The organism is Cryobacterium sp. M15 (genome assembly GCF_002929675.1).
GTDB lineage: Bacteria > Actinomycetota > Actinomycetes > Actinomycetales > Microbacteriaceae > Cryobacterium > Cryobacterium lyxosi.
The window spans coordinates 21,410-38,887 of the sequence record NZ_PJJW01000028.1 but is presented as its reverse complement, the minus strand read 5'-3'; the positions used below and the strand labels follow the sequence as shown (position 1 = coordinate 38,887).

Here is a 17,478-nt window from a genome sequence, read left to right as displayed (position 1 = left end):
GCCATTCGTCGTTTAAGTAGACCTTCGACGGACCGGCGAGCGGATGACGTGGGGCGGTGTCGCGCGCTGCCGTCCGTCGCCGGGCCCACCTTGTGAACGCGGGCCCAGTTTATAGACCGGGCCCGCGGACGGGGCCCGGGCCCCGTCCGCACAGGGGACGGTCGGCGAGAGGGCGTGGGGGGACGTATACTCGAGAAGTAGAGTATCTGTGACCAGTTCGGGGGAGAACCGCGTGGCAACCCTGACCGAGATTCTTATTCTGCACGGTCTGCTTCCGATCGAAGCTCTCGACACCCTGCTAGCGGGAGATCCTGCCGACGAGGGCGCCGTTCGGGGGCTTGTCGACAGTGGAGTGATCACCGAGCTGCAGTTCGCGAAGGCGCGGGCAGCCCAGGCCAACCTGCCCTTCGTCGAACTGCTCGAGTATGCGGTCGAGGCGAGTGCCCTCGCCCTCGTGTCGGCGCTGCTCTGTCGACGACACGAAGTGCTGCCAATCGGAATTGAAGGCGGGCGGCTCGTGCTCGCTATGGTCGACCCCGGCAATGTGTTCGCGCTCGACGATGTCGGTGAAGCTTCTCGACTGCGAGTGTCCCCGGTGGTGGCCGAACGCAGCGACCTGATCGCTGCGATCGCGCGCTTCCATCGCGCCGATGACGAACTCAGCAACCTCACCACCGCACTCGAGGAGGAGAACGATTCGAGTACGTCGGCCTCTGAGGTGTCCGATGAGGCGAGCGACGATGCCGCACCCATTGTGCGCTTCGTCAATTTGCTGGTGAGCCAGGCCATTCAGGACAAAGCCAGCGATATACACATCGAACCGGGTGAGGTCAGCCTGCGAGTGCGATACCGTATCGACGGTGTTCTACACGAGATGCCGAGCGCACCGAAGAGTATTCAAAACGGTGTCATCAGCCGCCTGAAAATCATGGCCGACATCGACATCGCCGAGCGCCGCAAACCGCAGGACGGCCGTATGTCGGTCAGCCACGGTGGCCGCAAGATCGACCTGCGCGTGGCCACCCTGCCGACGGTCTGGGGTGAAAAGGTCGTCATGCGTATCCTCGACAACTCGACCACGAGCATGGACCTGCGCGATCTGTCCCTGCTCGACCATAACTATGACGCCTTCAAAACGGCCTACTCGAAGCCTTACGGAATGATCCTGGTGACCGGGCCCACCGGTTCGGGCAAATCAACGACCCTCTACACGACCCTGTATTCGGTGGCTCGCCCGGAGATCAATGTGATCACCGTCGAAGATCCGGTGGAGTATCGCATGGTCGGTATCAACCAGGTGCAGGTGAATCCGAAGGCGGGACTCACCTTCGCGAGTGCCCTGCGCAGCATTCTGCGGTGCGATCCCGATGTCGTTCTGCTCGGCGAGATTCGCGACCACGAGACCGCCCAGATCGCTATCGAGGCAGCGCTTACCGGGCACCTCGTGCTCTCCACCCTGCACACCAATAATGCACCGAGCGCGATCACGCGCCTCACCGAAATGGGCATCGAACCCTTTCTCGTGGGCAGCGCACTCGACTGCGTCGTCGCCCAGCGCCTGGCCCGCCGCTTGTGCGAACGCTGCAAAATTCCTGACCTTCGGAGCCGGGAGCAGCTCGCGCACCTGCGATTTCCGCTCGAGCCGGAGCTGGCACTGCCCGTCATCTACCAAGCGAACGGATGCGCCAGCTGCTCCAATACCGGCTACCGTGGACGGCTTGCCGTGCACGAGGTGATGACGGTGACCGAGGATATCGAACGGCTGTGCGTGGCGCGTGCGTCGAGCGCGGAGATCGCGCACACCGCCCAGGAGCAAGGAATGGTCAGCCTCCGGGACGATGGCTGGGCCAAGGTCGGGCTCGGGTTCACCTCGGTGGACGAAATTCTGCGAGTGGTCGCTTAGGTCGAAAGGACAGTCACGATGAGTCAGGAAATTTACGAGATTCCGGTCACGCCGCCGGGCGTCGCTGCGGAAAGTTGGCGGCTCGACGACCCCGATCTTGACGTCGGGCCGGACCCCGCGCTGGTCGCGGCGCTGCGCGAGGTTGTCGTTCAGAGCGCCTCCGACCTGCACGTGACGGTGGGGGCACCGCCGTGCATCCGCCTCGACGGCGGGCTGCGTCCGATTGCCGGGGCCGCGGTGTGGAAGCGCGACAAGGTCGCAACGGCATTGTTCAGCCTGCTGACCCGCGAGCAGCGGCGCCAGTTCGAAGAGGAACTCGAGCTCGACTTCGCCTACACGACCTCGGGAGCCCGGTTTCGGGTGAATTATTTTCAGCAGCGTGGAAGCGTCGGTGGTGCTTTTCGCCTGATTCCCGGGGAGATCAAACAGCTCGGCGAGCTCGGCGTGCCCGATGCGGTGGCCCAGTTCGCCCAGCTGCCCCGTGGCCTGGTGCTCGTGACCGGTCCCACCGGATCAGGTAAGTCGACGACCCTGGCCGCGCTCATCGATCTGGTCAACCGCACCCGGGCCGACCATATCGTCACCGTGGAAGACCCGATCGAGTTTCTGCACCAACACCAGAAATCCCTGATCAACCAGCGTGAGGTCGGCAACGACACCCATAGTTTCGCATCCGCTCTCAAGCACGTGCTGCGGCAGGACCCCGATGTGATTCTTATCGGCGAATTGCGCGACCTCGAGACGGTCTCGGTAGCCCTGACCGCGGCCGAGACCGGCCACCTCGTGTTCGCGACCCTGCATACCCAGGACGCCGCTCAGACCATCGACCGGGTCATCGACGTGTTTCCGCCGTACCAGCAGGGGCAGGTGCGGGCCCAGCTGGCCGCGACCCTGCAAGGCGTCGTCTGCCAGGCATTGGTGAAGAAGGTCGGCGGCGGCCGGGCCGTCGCGACCGAAATTCTCATCGTCACGCCAGCCGTCGCCAACCTCATTCGCGAGGGCAAGACCTACCAGATCGCCTCCGCCATGCAGGCCGGACGAGCCCTGGGTATGCACACTATGGACCAGCACCTCGCCGAACTCGTCAACGCCGGGTCGATCACCCGCAAGGCCGCCGAAGACAAGGCGCAGGACCAGGAAAGCCTCGCCCAACTGATTCGCAAAACGGACAGCAGTGACCTCACCGCCGGGCCGTCGGGGTTTGACGGCATCGACTTCGGTGACTCGTACTCCAACCGGGAACAGCGATGACCGCCAGCGGTGTTTTCGCCTACAAGGGCCGCACCGCGGTCGGCAAGATCGTCACCGGGCGACTGGATGCCGCCTCCGAGAACGCCGCAATGCAGCGCCTGCGCGGCATGGGGCTCGCGCCGATCTCGGTGGCCGAGGTCAACGTGGGTACCGGACTGAAACGAGAAGTGCGCATACCCGGTTTCAGCAAGGGCATCGGGCTGAAGGACCTCGCCGTCATGAGTCGACAGATGGCGACCATGACGAGTGCCGGGCTGTCCCTGCTGCGCACCCTGAACATCCTTTCGGAGCAGACCGAGAACGCGCAACTCGCCCGCATTCTGGCGACCATTCGCACCGAGGTGGAGACCGGGTCGTCGCTCTCCGAGGCGATGATGAAACACGCCGCAGTGTTCCCTCCGATCATGATCAACCTTGTGCGGGCCGGAGAGACCGGCGGTTTTCTTGAAAGCTCGCTCACCTCGGTGGCCGCCAACTTCGAGTCGGAGGTGAAGCTGCGCGACACGATCAAGTCCGCGCTCGCTTATCCGGTCGTAGTGCTCATCATGGCCGTGCTTGCCGTAATCGGCATGCTGATCTTCATCGTGCCGGTGTTCGAGAAGATGTTCGCGGGCCTCGGCGGGGAGTTGCCGCTGCCGACCCAGTTTCTCGTGGTGCTGTCGAAAATGATGGTCTGGCTGGGGCCGCTGCTGCTCGTGCTCGGCGCCGCCTTCGCCGTCTGGTGGCGCACCAACAAGAACACCGAAGCGGTTCGTCGCCGGGTCGACCCGTTCAAGCTCAAGTTGCCGGTGTTCGGGCCCTTGCTCATGAAGCTCGCCATTGCGCGGTTCAGCCGAAACTTCTCGACCATGATCGCCGCCGGCGTACCCATCTTGCAGTCGCTGGCCATTGTCGGCGAGACGAGCGGAAACTGGGTGATTGAATCCGCGCTGCGCAAGGTGGCCGAGTCGGTGCGCCAAGGCGGGTCGATCGCCGGGCCGCTGGCGCAGGCGCCGATCTTCCCCCCTATGGTCGTGCAGATGATCGCCGTCGGCGAAGACGCCGGAGCCCTCGAGCAGATGCTCGCCAAGGTTGCTGACTTCTACGACCAGGAGGTGCAGGCCACCACGGAACAACTCACGGCACTCATCGAGCCGCTCATGATCGCGTTCATCGGAGTGGTGATCGGCGGCATGATCGTCGCCCTCTATCTGCCCATGTTCAGCATCTTTGAATACGTGAAATAGCCGGTCTGAAATTGCTGGAATAAGTTTTCGCAATACCCCCAATTAAGGGGTATGAAACCGTAAGATCAGAACAAGTGAGAATGTCACATTTCCCACATTCCCACTTTTCCCAGCCCGCAGCAGTTCCACAGCATAAGGAAACCACGCTCATGATCCGATCCATGATCCACCGCACCCTGCACGCACTGTCCCGCACCCGCACGGCGATTCGAGAACGGCAACAGGGCTTCACCCTGATCGAGCTGCTCGTGGTCGTGCTCATTATCGGTGTGCTTGCCGCTGTGGCGATTCCGATCTTTCTCAACCAGCAGGAGGGCGCCAAAGACAGCGCCGTCAAAGCCCAGATCACCCAGGCGAAGACCGCCGTAGTCGCCGAGATCGTCACAAAGGGTTTCCCCACAAGTCTCGCTGCTGCGAGCGCGTACACCCCGAGTGATGAGGTCACCGTCTTGCTGACCGGCTCAGCGACAGCGTTCTGCATCTCGGGCCAGTTCGATGGCTCTGCCCGTATCTTCGCGATCGATGACAACGGTGCTGCCCTGCAAGGGACCTGCGTCTCAGGCGTCGCGACCCCGTAGTCGGTGCCGGGTGGGGTGTCAGAAGTGGCTCCCCACCTGCGTTCGTCTTGTGAACCCGCCGAATTCATCCATTCTCAGTGCAACGCTATGATCCGCCGAAGGGGGCGAGCATGCCCGTTTCGCCGCGTCGCTCGAATTCGTGCAACGAAGGCGGATTCGGAGTGGTCGAAATTGTCGTCGCCATGTTCCTCATCGGGCTCTTAGCCGTTGCCTTTCTGCCGATTCTCGTGCAGAGTGTGCGCGTCTCCGACACGAACGTGACCATCGCCGAGGCGACTCAGGTCGTAGCCCAGCAACTGGAGCGGGTCGGGGCCGCCGGGTCGAGTTGCTCGGCGGTCAAGGCCGTCACCGAGAGTGTTCCGGCTGCGGTGGAAACGAAACGTGGTTTCCTGCAACCGCACTTGAGGCTCAACCTGCCATCTACCGACGTCTGCGCCGAGCCGTACCTGCGCGTCGTGCAGATGAGGGTGTGGGCATCGGCCGTCGGGTCGAACGACGAGCTGGCCGCCGCGGAAACCCTCATTCTGTTGGATGCGCCATGACTTGCCACGCGACGTCAGCTTCGCGCCCTCTGGACTCGGGATACACCTTGATCGAACTTCTTGTCTACATGAGTTTCGCCGTGCTGGTACTCACGATCATCGGCGGCATGCTGATCAGCTCGGTGGGAACAGAACGGGACGTGCGCAGCACGAACGAGGCGACCAACCTCGGACAGCTGATCAGTCGGTCAGTGCAATCAGGGGTGAGAAACGCCTCGCAGGTCTCGCTGCAGAGCATCGACGACACCCAGTTTCTAGTGGCGCGAACCGCGGACGGTGCCGCCTCCGTGGTCTGGTCGTGCCAGGCATGGTTCTATGCTCCGGCTAACGGTGGCTCGCTGTACACGAAGCGCACTTCACCGGCGAGTCTCATCACCGCACCCGTCTCTGGTGATCTGGGTAGCTGGATCAAATTGGGCGACGGCGTCAGCACGACCGGTACGGCGGTCTTCGGCGGGGTAAACGATCGCATCACCGTTGCCCTCACCCTCGATGCCGGCGCGCAAAAACCCGTGGTTGTCAACACGACGGTGACTCCGCGCACACTCGCAACGATTGGTGAACCATGCTTGTGAAACGCGACGGTGCAAGCGCTGAGGACGGCAGCGCACTCATGGCGGTGATCGGTGTCATGGGCGTGATGATCGTGATCACTCTCACGCTGACCGCGGCCACTCTAAACGCGCTTGATTTCACGGAAAGCACCCGCGCCTCGGTGCAATCGGTGGCGGCCGCCGAAAGCGGAGTGAGCGCCGCCCAGCTCAGTCTGACCCAGGGCATCTGCCGGTCCAGCTACTCTCGCTCCTCGCCGCAATTCACAGCCGAGGTGGCGTATTCCCTGAGCTCGACCGACAACGTATGGGTGGCGGGCTGTCCGGCCGCCGGCGTCGCGGCTGTGCGCTTGCGCGTTGAGTCAACCGGAAGCTCGCTGACCGGGTCGGCGTCGGATAGGACTCGAGTCGAGGCGATCTTCGAGTACGAGTCAGCCGTCCCCCCGGGCGTGCAGCCGAGCGGCGCGGCTATGTACCTCTATGGCGGTGTCGTGTTCATGAACAATGCCGACCTGCTCGTGGCCGAGTCGGGTCGGGCGGCCATCCAGGTAAAGAACGGAAACGTATCGTGCTCCAATAACACGGTGATCGAGGGGGATGTAGTCGTTTCGGCCGGCAGCCTCAATATCGGCGGATGCTCCATCGAGGGTAACGCGTGGGCCACCGGTGCCGCGACGCTCGGTGCCGTAACGGGCAACCTCACCGCGGCGAGCGTGAACCTGACCGCGGCCCAACGGGCCAGCAGGATCGGCGGCGTCTACACGCGCTATACCGTCGGAACACCGATTCCCACGGTGCCGCCCTGGGTCGATCTTGACTACACACCGAGCGACTGGATCGACGCAAGCGGAGTGCCTTACAAGGTCGCGTCAATCGGGGCTGGCTGCACCATCGACGCGACTACCCTGTCTGCGGCGGCGAACGGTGGCAGACCCGTCATCATCAACGCCCTGGCTGCGTGCCCTTCTGGTGTCACCGCCGCCGGTACGGTAAGGCTCAGCTCCGATGTCGTGATTTTTGCCGACAAATTCACCTTCGTCAACAACGTGCATTTTCAGTCTTCGTCGACATCTCGACACAAAGTCTGGTTCATCACTCCCGACCGAGTGGCCGACCACCTGCCCACCTGTGGCGCGTCGCAAGGCGACTTTTTGATGAAGAACAGTTTCACGGTAGCGCCCACACTCGATGCCATGACCTACACACCCTGCCGGTTCAACGCCATGAATAATTTCGAGTGGCGCGGCCAGCTCTATGCGAACGGGGCCAACGACTTCAAGAACAACACCCGGTTCGAATCGGCGCCGCTCGGCCTGCCGGGAATCGACCTCGACACGGGCACGGTGACCGGAGGCGGCTCGGCTGGCGCTGTTTCCCGGCTAGGAAATATGACGTCAATGAGGGACCTGAGTGATGGATAGAACACTATGACGCGCCACGTCGTCGGCATCGACATTGGCCGGGCCTCGCTGCGGGCGGTCGAACTGGCCGATGCTGACCGGGAGCAGCCGACCATTGTGCGATTCCATGAGGAGGCGTTGCCCGACGGCGCCGTGGGACGCGGCGAGGTACTAGAACCCAACACGGTCGCCTCGCAGCTGAAACGGTTGTGGGTGGGCGGCAAATTCACCAGCAGGAATGTCGTCATCGGCATGGGGAATCATCGGGTGGTTGCTCGAGACCTGACCGTTCCGGCGCAGTCGATACGGAGCATCCGTGAGGCGTTACCGTTTCAAGTGCAGGATCTGCTTTCCGTTCCGGTGTCTGAGGCCCTGCTTGACTTCTACCCGATCAAGGCCGTGCCCGGCGATGGCCAGTCGGGGCCGCAGCTCAATGGACTGCTGATCGCCGCGGTCAAGGAAGTGGTTTTGCGAAACGTGCGGGCGGTGCAGTTGGCCGGGCTCAACCCGGTCGCGGTCGATTTGATTCCGTTCGCCCTCAGCCGTGCCATTCGTCGTGGCCGCCCTACCGACGATGTGGTTGCGCAGATCGACGTCGGAGCCGGGACAACGAGCATCGTGATCACCGCGTGCGGAGTGCCCCAGTTCGTGCGGCTCATTCCGGCCGGCGGTGACGACCTCACCCAGGCGCTCACGGCGCGGCTCGACCTGCCCGTCGATCAAGCCGAGGCCCTTAAACGCGCCTCCAGCATCGGCTCAAGTGGGCCGCTCCCGGGCAGGTCAGCGGATGCCGCTGAGCCGACCGATATCGCGGCGACTGCCGCGCTCGTCATTCACGAGGGCGTGAGTGAACTGCTCGCCAGCCTGCGTAACACCGTGAACTACTTCATCCACACCCGGAGTGACCTGCCCGTGACCCGTATTGTCCTCACCGGGGGTGGAGCACGGCTGGGCGGGTTCGCCGCGCAACTCGCCGAACTCACCCGACTGCCGGTCGCACCGCCGAACCCGACCGGCGGCCTCGCCGTTGGTCGGGGAGTCGACGCCGAGCGGCTGGCGAATTCGGGCGGCGACTATCTCGTCGCCCTCGGCCTCGCACTGGGACGCACACCATGAGTGCGCCGAAGACAGTTCACGACCCGGTCATCGGCGGTGACCCCCGGGTCGACCTGCTGCCGCCCGAAATCACGGCGGAACAAAAAGGGCGCAGGCTGCGGCGCGGCCTCGCCGTCGCGGTCGTCGCGGTCGTGCTCGTCACGGGCGCCGGCATCGCGGCCGCCACCTGGGAAGCCGAGCGCAGCCAGGCCAACCTCGCCACCGTGCAGGCGCGCACGACCGAACTCCTGGCGGCGCAGGGCGAATACATCGAGGTGCGCCGGGCGCAGGAGGAGCTCGACGCGACCGTCGCGGCCCGCCGGCTGGCGGCATCCGTTGATATCGACTGGACCGATTATCTGCAGCAGATTCGCGCTCGACTGCCCGGCGACGTCGTGATCGGCGCCGTGGTACTGGACGCGGGTTCGCCGTGGGTGCCGTACGTGCAGGCGACCGCGCCCTTGCAGCCGAGTCGCGTGGCGACCATCAGTCTCACCCTGACCAGCCCGACCCTGCCGAGTGTTCCCGATTGGCTCGACGCGATGGCGACCCTGCCCGGGTACGCCGACAGCGCACCGACCCGGGTGGCGTTGCTCGACACCGGTGCGTACGAGGTGAGTCTCACGCTGCACGTCAACGCCGAGGCGTTCTCCAACCGATTTGCAGAAGCCGAGGTGAGCCAGTGACGACGACGAAGTGGTGGTTGGTGGGGGCGATGCTCGTGATCGCGCTCGTCGTGCTGGCCGGGTTCACCCTGGGGATCTCGCCCAAGCTGGAGGAGGTGGGCGTGACCCGTGCGACTCGAACCGCAGCCCTCGCCCAGAACGAGGCCTACGAGCTGCAGCTCGCGGCCCTGCAGCGTGAATTCGACGGCCTTGAAACGGTGCAGGACGAACTTGCGGTATTGCGGGCGGCGATCCCGGAGGGTGCGGCGCTGCCCGCTTTTATCGGTCAGCTTGATGCCATTGCCGGTCGCACGTCGGTTACTGTGACGGAGTTCTCGTCGGCCGACGCGATGCCGTATGTGCCGGTCGTGCCCGCGCCCGACGCGACGGCGCCCGACACGACGGCGCCCGACACGACGGCGCCCGACACGACCGCGCCCGACGCGACCGTGCCCGACACGACCGCGCCCGACACCGACGGTGCTGGTTCAGCGGCGCCGAGTCCGCTGGTGACCGCGGAGAATTTTATCGCCGTGCCGGTCACGATCTCGGTCACTGGAAGTTTCGACGCCGTTCTGGACTTTCTTGAAGGTCTGCAGAACGGGCAGCGTCTGATGACGGTGACCTCGTTCAGCTCGGGTACGCCCAGTGCCGACGTTCCCGACCGGGTAACGGGCCAGATCGCCGGGATTGTCTATGTGCTGCTCGACGCCAGCTGAGGTCTGTGCTGAATGAGGTGCGTGCGTGCTGGCCGGACGAACGGTTTCGTATTCGTCGGTCGGATAGTCGGCTGGGACGTGCGCCCACATGCGCGGGTCGGCCTGCAGGGTGATTCTCGTGCCGGCAATCAGGAGAAGGTGCTGACGATGGCGTCAGCCGATGCATGCATTTCCCCCAGGCAAGCGGACACGACCAGAGCTCGATACCCCCATTGTGGGGGGTGTACCATTTCCCCGAGTGGGAGACAGGGTCGAGTGCCGTCGTTAAGATTGAACCTGAGACCAGCTGCGTCTTTGCGAGCCCACACAGAGACGCACCACAGGAACAATGCAGGTCGGGGGAACGATGGGTAGGCGGCTTCCTTCTGCTCCGCCTGTTCTGTCGGGCTACACCTACGTACGCCCCCTCGGCACCGGTGGATTTGCCGACGTTTTTCTCTTCGAACAGAACATGCCCCGCCGTTCCGTTGCGGTCAAAGTGCTACTGCAGGACATCGTCGACGACGACGTGCTGCGCTCGTTCAACGCCGAAGCGGACGTCATGGCGCGGCTCAGCTCGCATCCGTCTATTCTCACCGTGTACAACGCCAGCATCTCTGCCGATGGCCGCCCGTACCTGGTCATGGAATTCTGCCCCGGTTCCTATTCCTCGCGCGAACGCGCGGAAGCGCTGCCGGTAGCAACCGTTCTGAGCGTTGCCGTGCGCATCGCCTGTGCCCTCGAAACGGCGCATCGCTCCAAGGTACTGCACCGCGACATCAAGCCATCCAACATTCTCACGACCACATTCGGCGGCCCGGTGCTCGGTGACTTCGGCATCGCCGCATCCCTGGCCGGCGGCGCTCGCGACGAGTTGTTCGCTATGTCGCTGCCCTGGAGCGCACCGGAGGTCGTCGACGAACGCACCAGCGGCACGGTAGCGACCGAGGTCTGGTCATTCGGCGCCACCATCTACTCGCTGCTGGCCGACAGGGCACCGTTCGAACTGCCCGCAGGGTCCAACGGGTCGCGCGCGCAACTGAAACAGCGCATTGGCCGAGCGAAATACACCAACATCGGTCGAGCGGATGTTCCCGCCTCCCTCGAGAGTGCCCTCGCCCGCATGATGAGTCGCGACCCCGCAGCGCGCCAGGCGAGCATGCTCGAATGTGCCTACGACCTGCAGCGCGTGGAGCGGGACCGCGGACTGCCCCTCACCGCGCTGGAGGTAGCCGATGAAGCCTGGGCATCCGCTGGTGCACTGGTGGATTTCGACAACCACGAATCGCGCGGCGCTGTCATCTCCGATGTCATTATTCCCACCCTGCGCCCCGGCCCCCGGCGCAGCATGCGCCTTCCGGCGTTCGAGACCCGCGAGGGCACCCTGCTCGGCGATCACGACACCGGGCGCACGCGATTTACGCCGCTCACGCTGAGTCTGCTGCTGTCTGGCGCTGTGGTCGCCGGCATCGGCGGCACCATCGGTGCCCTCGTGATCGCCGGTGTGATCTGATGGCCGGTGTGATCTGATGGCCGGAGTGTTCTGATGGCCGGCAAACGGGCCCGTCGTCGCCGGCCCGGGCTCTCGAAGGCTCGCCTGGGTGTGATTCGCATTGCCGCGGTCGCCGCGATCGGTGCGTTGCTGGCCACGGTGGCGATCGTCGCTGATGGTTTCGATGTGAAGCAGACGCCGGTGAACGCGAGTTCGATCTGGGCATTGCAGAGCGGCGACGGCAACCGGTATGCCCGCGTCAACACCGACCTGGGCGAACTGGACACCGTGAAAACAGTGCCAGCACCCAGCGAACTGGTGCAAACCGATTCCACCGTGCTGCTCTTCGCCCAGAACAACGAAAAAGTGGTCGACGTGAGCCTCGCGGCACCGATCAACCTGGGCGACGACGCGGGCGATTACGACAACACGCCGGACGGAACCCGCACCATCGCGTCGTCGAGTTCCTGGGTCGGCTACCTCACGACCGCGGGAGCGGTCTTGGCTGGGGCAGTCGGCGCTGGGGAAGAGCCCCGCGCAGTGAACCCCTACGCCGACGACGAGGTCACCGCGGGCGAGGCGCCACGCGCCTACCGATCCGACGCCATCGCGATCACGCCTGACGGGGTGCTCTACAGCTACTCCAGCGAGGCAGAAAGTATGCTGCGCTATTCCATCGTCCACGACAAAATTCTCGGCGAGGACGCTGTCACCGACGGTCCGGCCGAACCCGGAAGTCAGCTGAGCGTCGTCGGTGATAGCTGGGCGTTGCTCAGCGTGGCCGGTGACGAACTGTGGCTGGCCGGCCAGAACGCACCGGTCGCGACTGACCTGAGCGAACTGGCCGTGCTGCAACGCCCGAGCGCCGCCGCCGATGACGTGCTTATCGCCGACCAGACCGGCCTGGTCGCCTTTGCTCTGACCGACGGTGCCCGTACCGAACTGGTCGGCAATTCCGAAGCGGTACTCGGGGCTCCCGCCGCGCCGACCCATTTTAAAGGAGAGCGCTACGCCGCCTGGCTGCCCGCTTCCGGTGCCGGCGGCACCCTGTTTAGCGAGAACGGCGGGGAATCCGTTCTCAGCTACGGCGCGGTCACTCCGAACGGCGACGCCGCGCCCGCGTTTCGCACCAACGAGTCACTCCTGATTCTCAACGACACCCAGAGCGGATGGGTGTGGACCGTTCCTGACGGCGCATTGGTCGCGAGTTCCCAGGACTGGACCCTGGCCGCCGCGGAAGAGCCCCAGCGCCAGGACAACGTGGAAGAAGCCTCCGAAGTCGTCGAACCGAAGGCCCCCGTGGCCGTGCCGGATTCTTTCGGCGTGCGCGTCGACCAGCTCGTTTCGCTGCCGGCGTTGCTCAACGACCACGACGCCAACGACGACGTGCTCAGCGTCGTGCCGGCCTCGGTCACCGGCCTCGACCCCGATTTCGGCACCGTCACCGTCACGGATCAGAACCAGGCACTCGCCGTGCAGGTAGCCCCCGGCGCCAGCGGCTCGGCAACTTTCAACTACGCCATCACCGACGGCTCCCGTACCGGCGGCCTCGATTCGCCGTCGACCACGGTTACGCTCACCGTGCACGGCGACGACGTGAACGCGGCGCCGGTCTGGTGCGGTACCGACGGTTGCCTGCAGGACTGGCCGAGCCCGGAGGTGCAACCGGGCGGAACAGTGACCGTGCCGGTGCTGCCCGGCTGGGTCGATCCCGACGGTGATCCCATTTTCGTCGCATCCGCTGTCAACACCGCAGACATCGGCTCGGTCAGTGTGACGCCGGCCGGCGTGCTCGTCTACAAGCACCCGAATGCGGCCGAACAGTCCGCGCAGTCGGCCACGATTCTGGTGCGCGTCTCCGACATTCACGGCGCTTCGACCGAGAAGGTACTCACCATCGTGGTCACACCGACGCCGCGGCTCACGGTCGAACCCTTCGCGCTGCTCGCGTCGGTGAACGAGCGACTGACGGTGAACCCGGCCGAGCACATCTCGGGAGCCGCCGGCCTGTACCGCATCACGTCGGCGACGACCCCGTCGAGCGCCGAGGGGTCGACCGTGAGCATTACCGCGAACGGCACCGCCATCGACTTCGTTGCGACCGCGATCGGCAACTACACGGTGAGCCTCACGATCGCCGACGACATAGCCGAGGTCGTATCGCTCGTGCGCATTTCGGTGGTGTCAGCGGATGCTCAGGCCCTCACCACGTCACCGGTGACGGTTTTCGTGCGGCCCAAGGCCGACACCAGCGTCGACGTCTTCACCGCCGTCTCCAACCCGGCCGGACGCGTGCTGTTGCTCGGCGAAGCCATTCCCGAGACCGCACTCGGTGCCTCGCTCAGCGTCGACGTCGTCGGGCAGAACATTTTGCGGGTGCGCGGCTCCACTGCCGACGAACGGCCGGGCAAGCTCGGCACCGTGCGCTACACAGTGTCGGACGGCACCAAAAATCCGCTCTATACCGTGCGCGGCGAGGCCACCGTCTACCTGCTCGAGGCATCCGTTCCGCAGGCTCCGATCGCCAGAAACGACAGCGTCTCAGTGCGGGTCGGTGCCCAGATCGACATTCCGGTGCTCAACAACGATGTGGCACCCGACGGCAACATCGTGATGCTCAACGCCGAGTCCGTGCAAAACCGCAGCGACCAGGGCCTCGCCTTCGCAGCTGGAGCCGAACTGCGCTACCTCGCCCCCGACGAACCGGGCAGCTACGAGCTCGCCTATAGCGTCTACACCGCTGGCGCTCCCGAACTCATCGACTCGGCCGTAGTCTCGGTGGAGGTGCTCGCCAACGGAGAGAACACGGCTCCGCAGCCGCACACCCTCTACGGTCGGGTGCTGTCGGGCGAGACGATTGAGATTCCTTTCAACAGCTTCGGCACCGATCCCGACGGCGATACCGTCGTGCTCGATCGAGTGCTGACCCAGCCGGCGCGCGGCACGGCCTCGCTCAATGCCACCGGGGATGCCATCGTCTTCTCCAGCCCGCTCGACTATCACGGCGCCATCGAATTTCAGTATCGCGTGCGCGACACCGCCGGGTCCGCCGGCGTCGCTCTCGTGCGCATCGGCGTGCTCGACCAGCGTTCCAACCCGAGCCCGATCACCTTCAGCGACTACGTCGAGGTGCAGGCAGGGCCGGGCAACCAGGTCGTCGTTTTTCCTGCCGCCAACGACATCGAACCCGGCGGCGGCAGACTGACCCTGAGTGCCGTCACCCCCGACGCGGCGGTCAGCACCGATGAGTATGACGCCCTGGCGCAGCGCATCGACTCCGTCACCGATGAGCGAGTGGTGTTCACGGCCGGCGACGAGCCTGGCCTGCTCACCTTCGTCTACTCGGTGACCAACGCCAACGATGATGTCGGCCAGGGCCTCATCGTGGTCAAGGTTGTGCGCACCTCGGTGCCCGACTATCCGGTCGTGATCGATACGACCCTGACCCTTGACGAACGAGACGGGTTCCCGAAGGGCATCGACGTGGTCACCGACAAGGTGTCCTGGAACTCTGGAGATGTTTCTGACCTCACCCTGACCCTGTGGGGTGACCACCCGGGCCTCGACGTGTCCGGCTGGAAGATCAGCGGCGACGTTCCCGACGAGGGACTGCTTGCACCGTTCGCCGTGACCGGACCGAATTTTCAGGGTGTCGTAGTGACCACCTATGGGTTCCTCCGCATTCCGGCGAAGGATGCGATCATCATCGCGCTCAAAAAAGGAAACGTCGACCAAAACGTGCGGGAAGACGCTGCCGTCAGCTTTGATCTGACGAGCCTCGTATCGATTCCCGCTGATTCCACGCTGGAACTGCAACGCACCGGCATCCGTTCGTCGGGGGAGCGGGGCAACGCGACGTGTACGTTCGACTCCGGCACGACCGTCACCTACACGGCTGGTTCCGATGCACCGTGGACCGACTCCTGCACGGTGCCTGCCCGTATCGACGGGCAGGAGGACTACACGCAGCTGGTTGTGCCGATCGTGGTCCAGCCGCTCGATCCTCAGCCGGAACTGCGGCCGGCGGCGCTCACTGCAAGCCCCGGCTCGGAAGCTATTCGTTACGACCTCAGCCACATGGTCGAGTGGCAGGGCAAGGGCGACGTGCCAGCACTGACCTTTGCGATCGACTACTCGTCTGACCAGTTCACCGTGACGCAGGACGGCTCCATTCTCACGATCGGTGTCGCTGACAACGCCGTGGCCGGCCGCGAGGCAGCGGTCACGGTGAGCCTGTCGAGTCACCGCGAGGCGATTGCGGCGGCACTCGTACTCAAGGTGGGCCCGGCGCCGAGCGAACTGCCCAAGGGCGGCACCGTGGCGACGACCTGCACCCAATCGTCGGGATCGAGCTGCTCGATTGCGGTCGTCGGCACCGCTGGCGAGGTCAACCTCTACCGTGGCACCCCACTTGAACTGGTCTCCGTCACCGCCCCGAGTACCTGCGTGGGAGTGTCGTTCGCGGTCGAGAATTTGCGAAACGTGCGGGCCACCTGGTCTGGTGACACCGCCGGCGGGGTCTGCGAGGCGAGCTTTGTGGTGCGCGACGCCCAGGGCAAGCTCAGCGCCGGAAGCCGCAACGGGGTGGTCACGGTTGACCTGCGGGGCTACCCGAAGGCGCCGAACGCGGTGGCCCAGATCGCCTACGCTGACCAGGCCATCACACTCTCAGTTAGCCCGGGCGGTGCCAATGCAGCCTACCCAGCCCTGGAAGGATTCACTCTCTACCGCAACGGTGCCTCGGTGGCCCGCTGTGACACGTCGGGTGACTGCGGGGTGATTCGAACCGCCAAAAACGGTGAGAAGGCGCTCTACGAGGCTAAAGCCGTCAACTCGGTCGGTGAATCCCGCAGCGCCGTCAGCGTCACGGCCTGGTCGTATGACACCCCGGGCATGGGCGAACTCACGGCCGAGCCGGTCTTCGACGAAGGGACGACGACGGCGCAGGGCGTTGTTACCGTGAAGATCAGAAACGACGACCCATCAACCAACCGGTACAGCGTCAACGGCACGGAAGAAGCCGTTGCAACTCCCGGTGTAGGAACGACGGAATTCAGTCGCGTGCTGCCCGTCGGCGAGCAGACGATCACCGTCACACCGTTGAGTAAGTACGACCAGCCGGCCGGCAGCGGACCCACCGACCTGTCGTTCAACCAGCCGGTGACCGTGGCCGGATCTCCCTCGGTCGCTGCGGGCACCTTGGACTCCGCGAACACCTCGATCACGGTGTCGGGCACCTCGCCAAACAAGAACTTCAGCGCTGAGGCCGAACATATTCTCTTTGTGGCATCGACCGCACCAGGTGCCGTCTGCACGCTCACTCCGGCGGGATTTACCTCGGCGGGAAACCGCACTTCGAAGGATTCCACGATCGGTGGCCTAACCAAGCACACCAACTACTACGTGACGGTCTGCTATTCCAATGGATATGGGGAGGCAGCTGACAGCGTCGGCCCCATCACGACCTGGGTCCAGCCCTCCGCTCCGGGCGACGGCTCGTACACCTACGGTATGGCGACGCCGGCCAGCGGCCAGAGCACTGGTCAATACCTGATCACGACGCCCACATCGTCGGCCACCGTTCCCGCTGACTTCGTGGTCGACTGGGCCAACTACGACGAGACCACCGGCTCGACCGTGTTCGGCGCTGATCCCGGTATCACCGTGCGGTACTGCATCGAGGACGATACCGCTCACTGTAGCGACTGGTCGACGGTGACAGCAGCCGATACCGGTAAAGCCTGGCAAGTCACGTACGGGGTCACCACTCTCACCACGCAGGGTTGCGTTGTCAGCAGCACGATCGCCGTCGCTGTCACGGCGACCGACAGCGGCCTTGCCAAGGGCGCTGTTGACGCAGCACAGTACGACGTGCCGGGCGAGAACAACACACGTGTCTGGGTGAATGGCGACGAGAACGTACCCGCCAACGCACAGCAGACCCAACAGATTATGTGGACGATCACCTGGACAGCTCCGGGAACCAAAGACCTCCCTTCCGTCTCCGGCACCTTGGCCGGTCCCATGAACTGTGTCGCAGCGAACGCGCCCACCACCTAAATCTCGCCCCACTGAAA

At 64.5% G+C, this 17,478-nt stretch carries 12 protein-coding genes; all 12 read left to right on the top strand.

Translation table 11 applies throughout. From position 1 onward, the window contains the following. Positions 1–232: 232 nt before the first annotated feature. The 12 genes from CXY83_RS02585 (at position 233) to CXY83_RS02530 (ending at position 17,461) form a co-directional block, all read left to right on the top strand. Complete coding sequence (locus tag CXY83_RS02585) at positions 233–1,903, top strand: GspE/PulE family protein (protein WP_104195894.1); 1,671 nt, start codon at positions 233–235, stop codon at positions 1,901–1,903. An 18-nt stretch (positions 1,904–1,921) separates the two neighbouring features. After that, positions 1,922–3,154, top strand: coding sequence for a type IV pilus twitching motility protein PilT (locus CXY83_RS02580; RefSeq protein ID WP_104195852.1), 1,233 nt, complete (start codon positions 1,922–1,924; stop codon positions 3,152–3,154). Continuing rightward, complete coding sequence (locus CXY83_RS02575; RefSeq protein WP_104195851.1) at positions 3,151–4,380, top strand: type II secretion system F family protein; 1,230 nt, start codon at positions 3,151–3,153, stop codon at positions 4,378–4,380. The genes CXY83_RS02580 and CXY83_RS02575 overlap by 4 nt, the downstream gene beginning before the upstream one ends. A gap of 149 nt (positions 4,381–4,529) precedes the next feature. Next, positions 4,530–4,958, top strand: coding sequence for a type IV pilin protein (locus CXY83_RS18410; RefSeq protein ID WP_304466214.1), 429 nt, complete (start codon positions 4,530–4,532; stop codon positions 4,956–4,958). 110 nt (positions 4,959–5,068) lie between these two features. Beyond that, positions 5,069–5,500 (top strand): type II secretion system protein, encoded by a 432-nt coding sequence (locus CXY83_RS02565; protein WP_104195850.1) that lies wholly within the window; start codon positions 5,069–5,071, stop codon positions 5,498–5,500. A gap of 47 nt (positions 5,501–5,547) precedes the next feature. Further along, entirely contained in the window at positions 5,548–6,075 is a 528-nt protein-coding gene (locus CXY83_RS02560; RefSeq protein ID WP_146069831.1) for a hypothetical protein, read from the top strand. Further along, positions 6,066–7,472, top strand: coding sequence for a polymer-forming cytoskeletal protein (locus CXY83_RS02555; protein WP_146069830.1), 1,407 nt, complete (start codon positions 6,066–6,068; stop codon positions 7,470–7,472). The genes CXY83_RS02560 and CXY83_RS02555 overlap by 10 nt, the downstream gene beginning before the upstream one ends. A gap of 6 nt (positions 7,473–7,478) precedes the next feature. Then, positions 7,479–8,567 (top strand): type IV pilus assembly protein PilM, encoded by a 1,089-nt coding sequence (gene pilM / locus CXY83_RS02550; RefSeq protein ID WP_104195847.1) that lies wholly within the window; start codon positions 7,479–7,481, stop codon positions 8,565–8,567. Then, complete coding sequence (locus CXY83_RS02545) at positions 8,564–9,232, top strand: hypothetical protein (protein WP_104195846.1); 669 nt, start codon at positions 8,564–8,566, stop codon at positions 9,230–9,232. The genes pilM and CXY83_RS02545 overlap by 4 nt, the downstream gene beginning before the upstream one ends. Continuing rightward, the gene (locus CXY83_RS17790) at positions 9,229–9,930 is read left to right on the top strand and encodes a hypothetical protein (protein ID WP_199184861.1); all 702 of its coding nucleotides are present in this window, start codon (positions 9,229–9,231) and stop codon (positions 9,928–9,930) included. Before CXY83_RS02545 ends, CXY83_RS17790 begins: the two co-directional genes overlap by 4 nt. 328 nt (positions 9,931–10,258) lie before the next feature. Next, on the top strand, positions 10,259–11,422 hold the full coding sequence (locus tag CXY83_RS02535) for a serine/threonine-protein kinase (protein WP_233200534.1): 1,164 nt from the start codon (positions 10,259–10,261) through the stop codon (positions 11,420–11,422). A 33-nt stretch (positions 11,423–11,455) separates the two neighbouring features. Beyond that, positions 11,456–17,461 (top strand): Ig-like domain-containing protein, encoded by a 6,006-nt coding sequence (locus CXY83_RS02530; RefSeq protein ID WP_104195845.1) that lies wholly within the window; start codon positions 11,456–11,458, stop codon positions 17,459–17,461. Positions 17,462–17,478 lie beyond the last annotated feature (17 nt).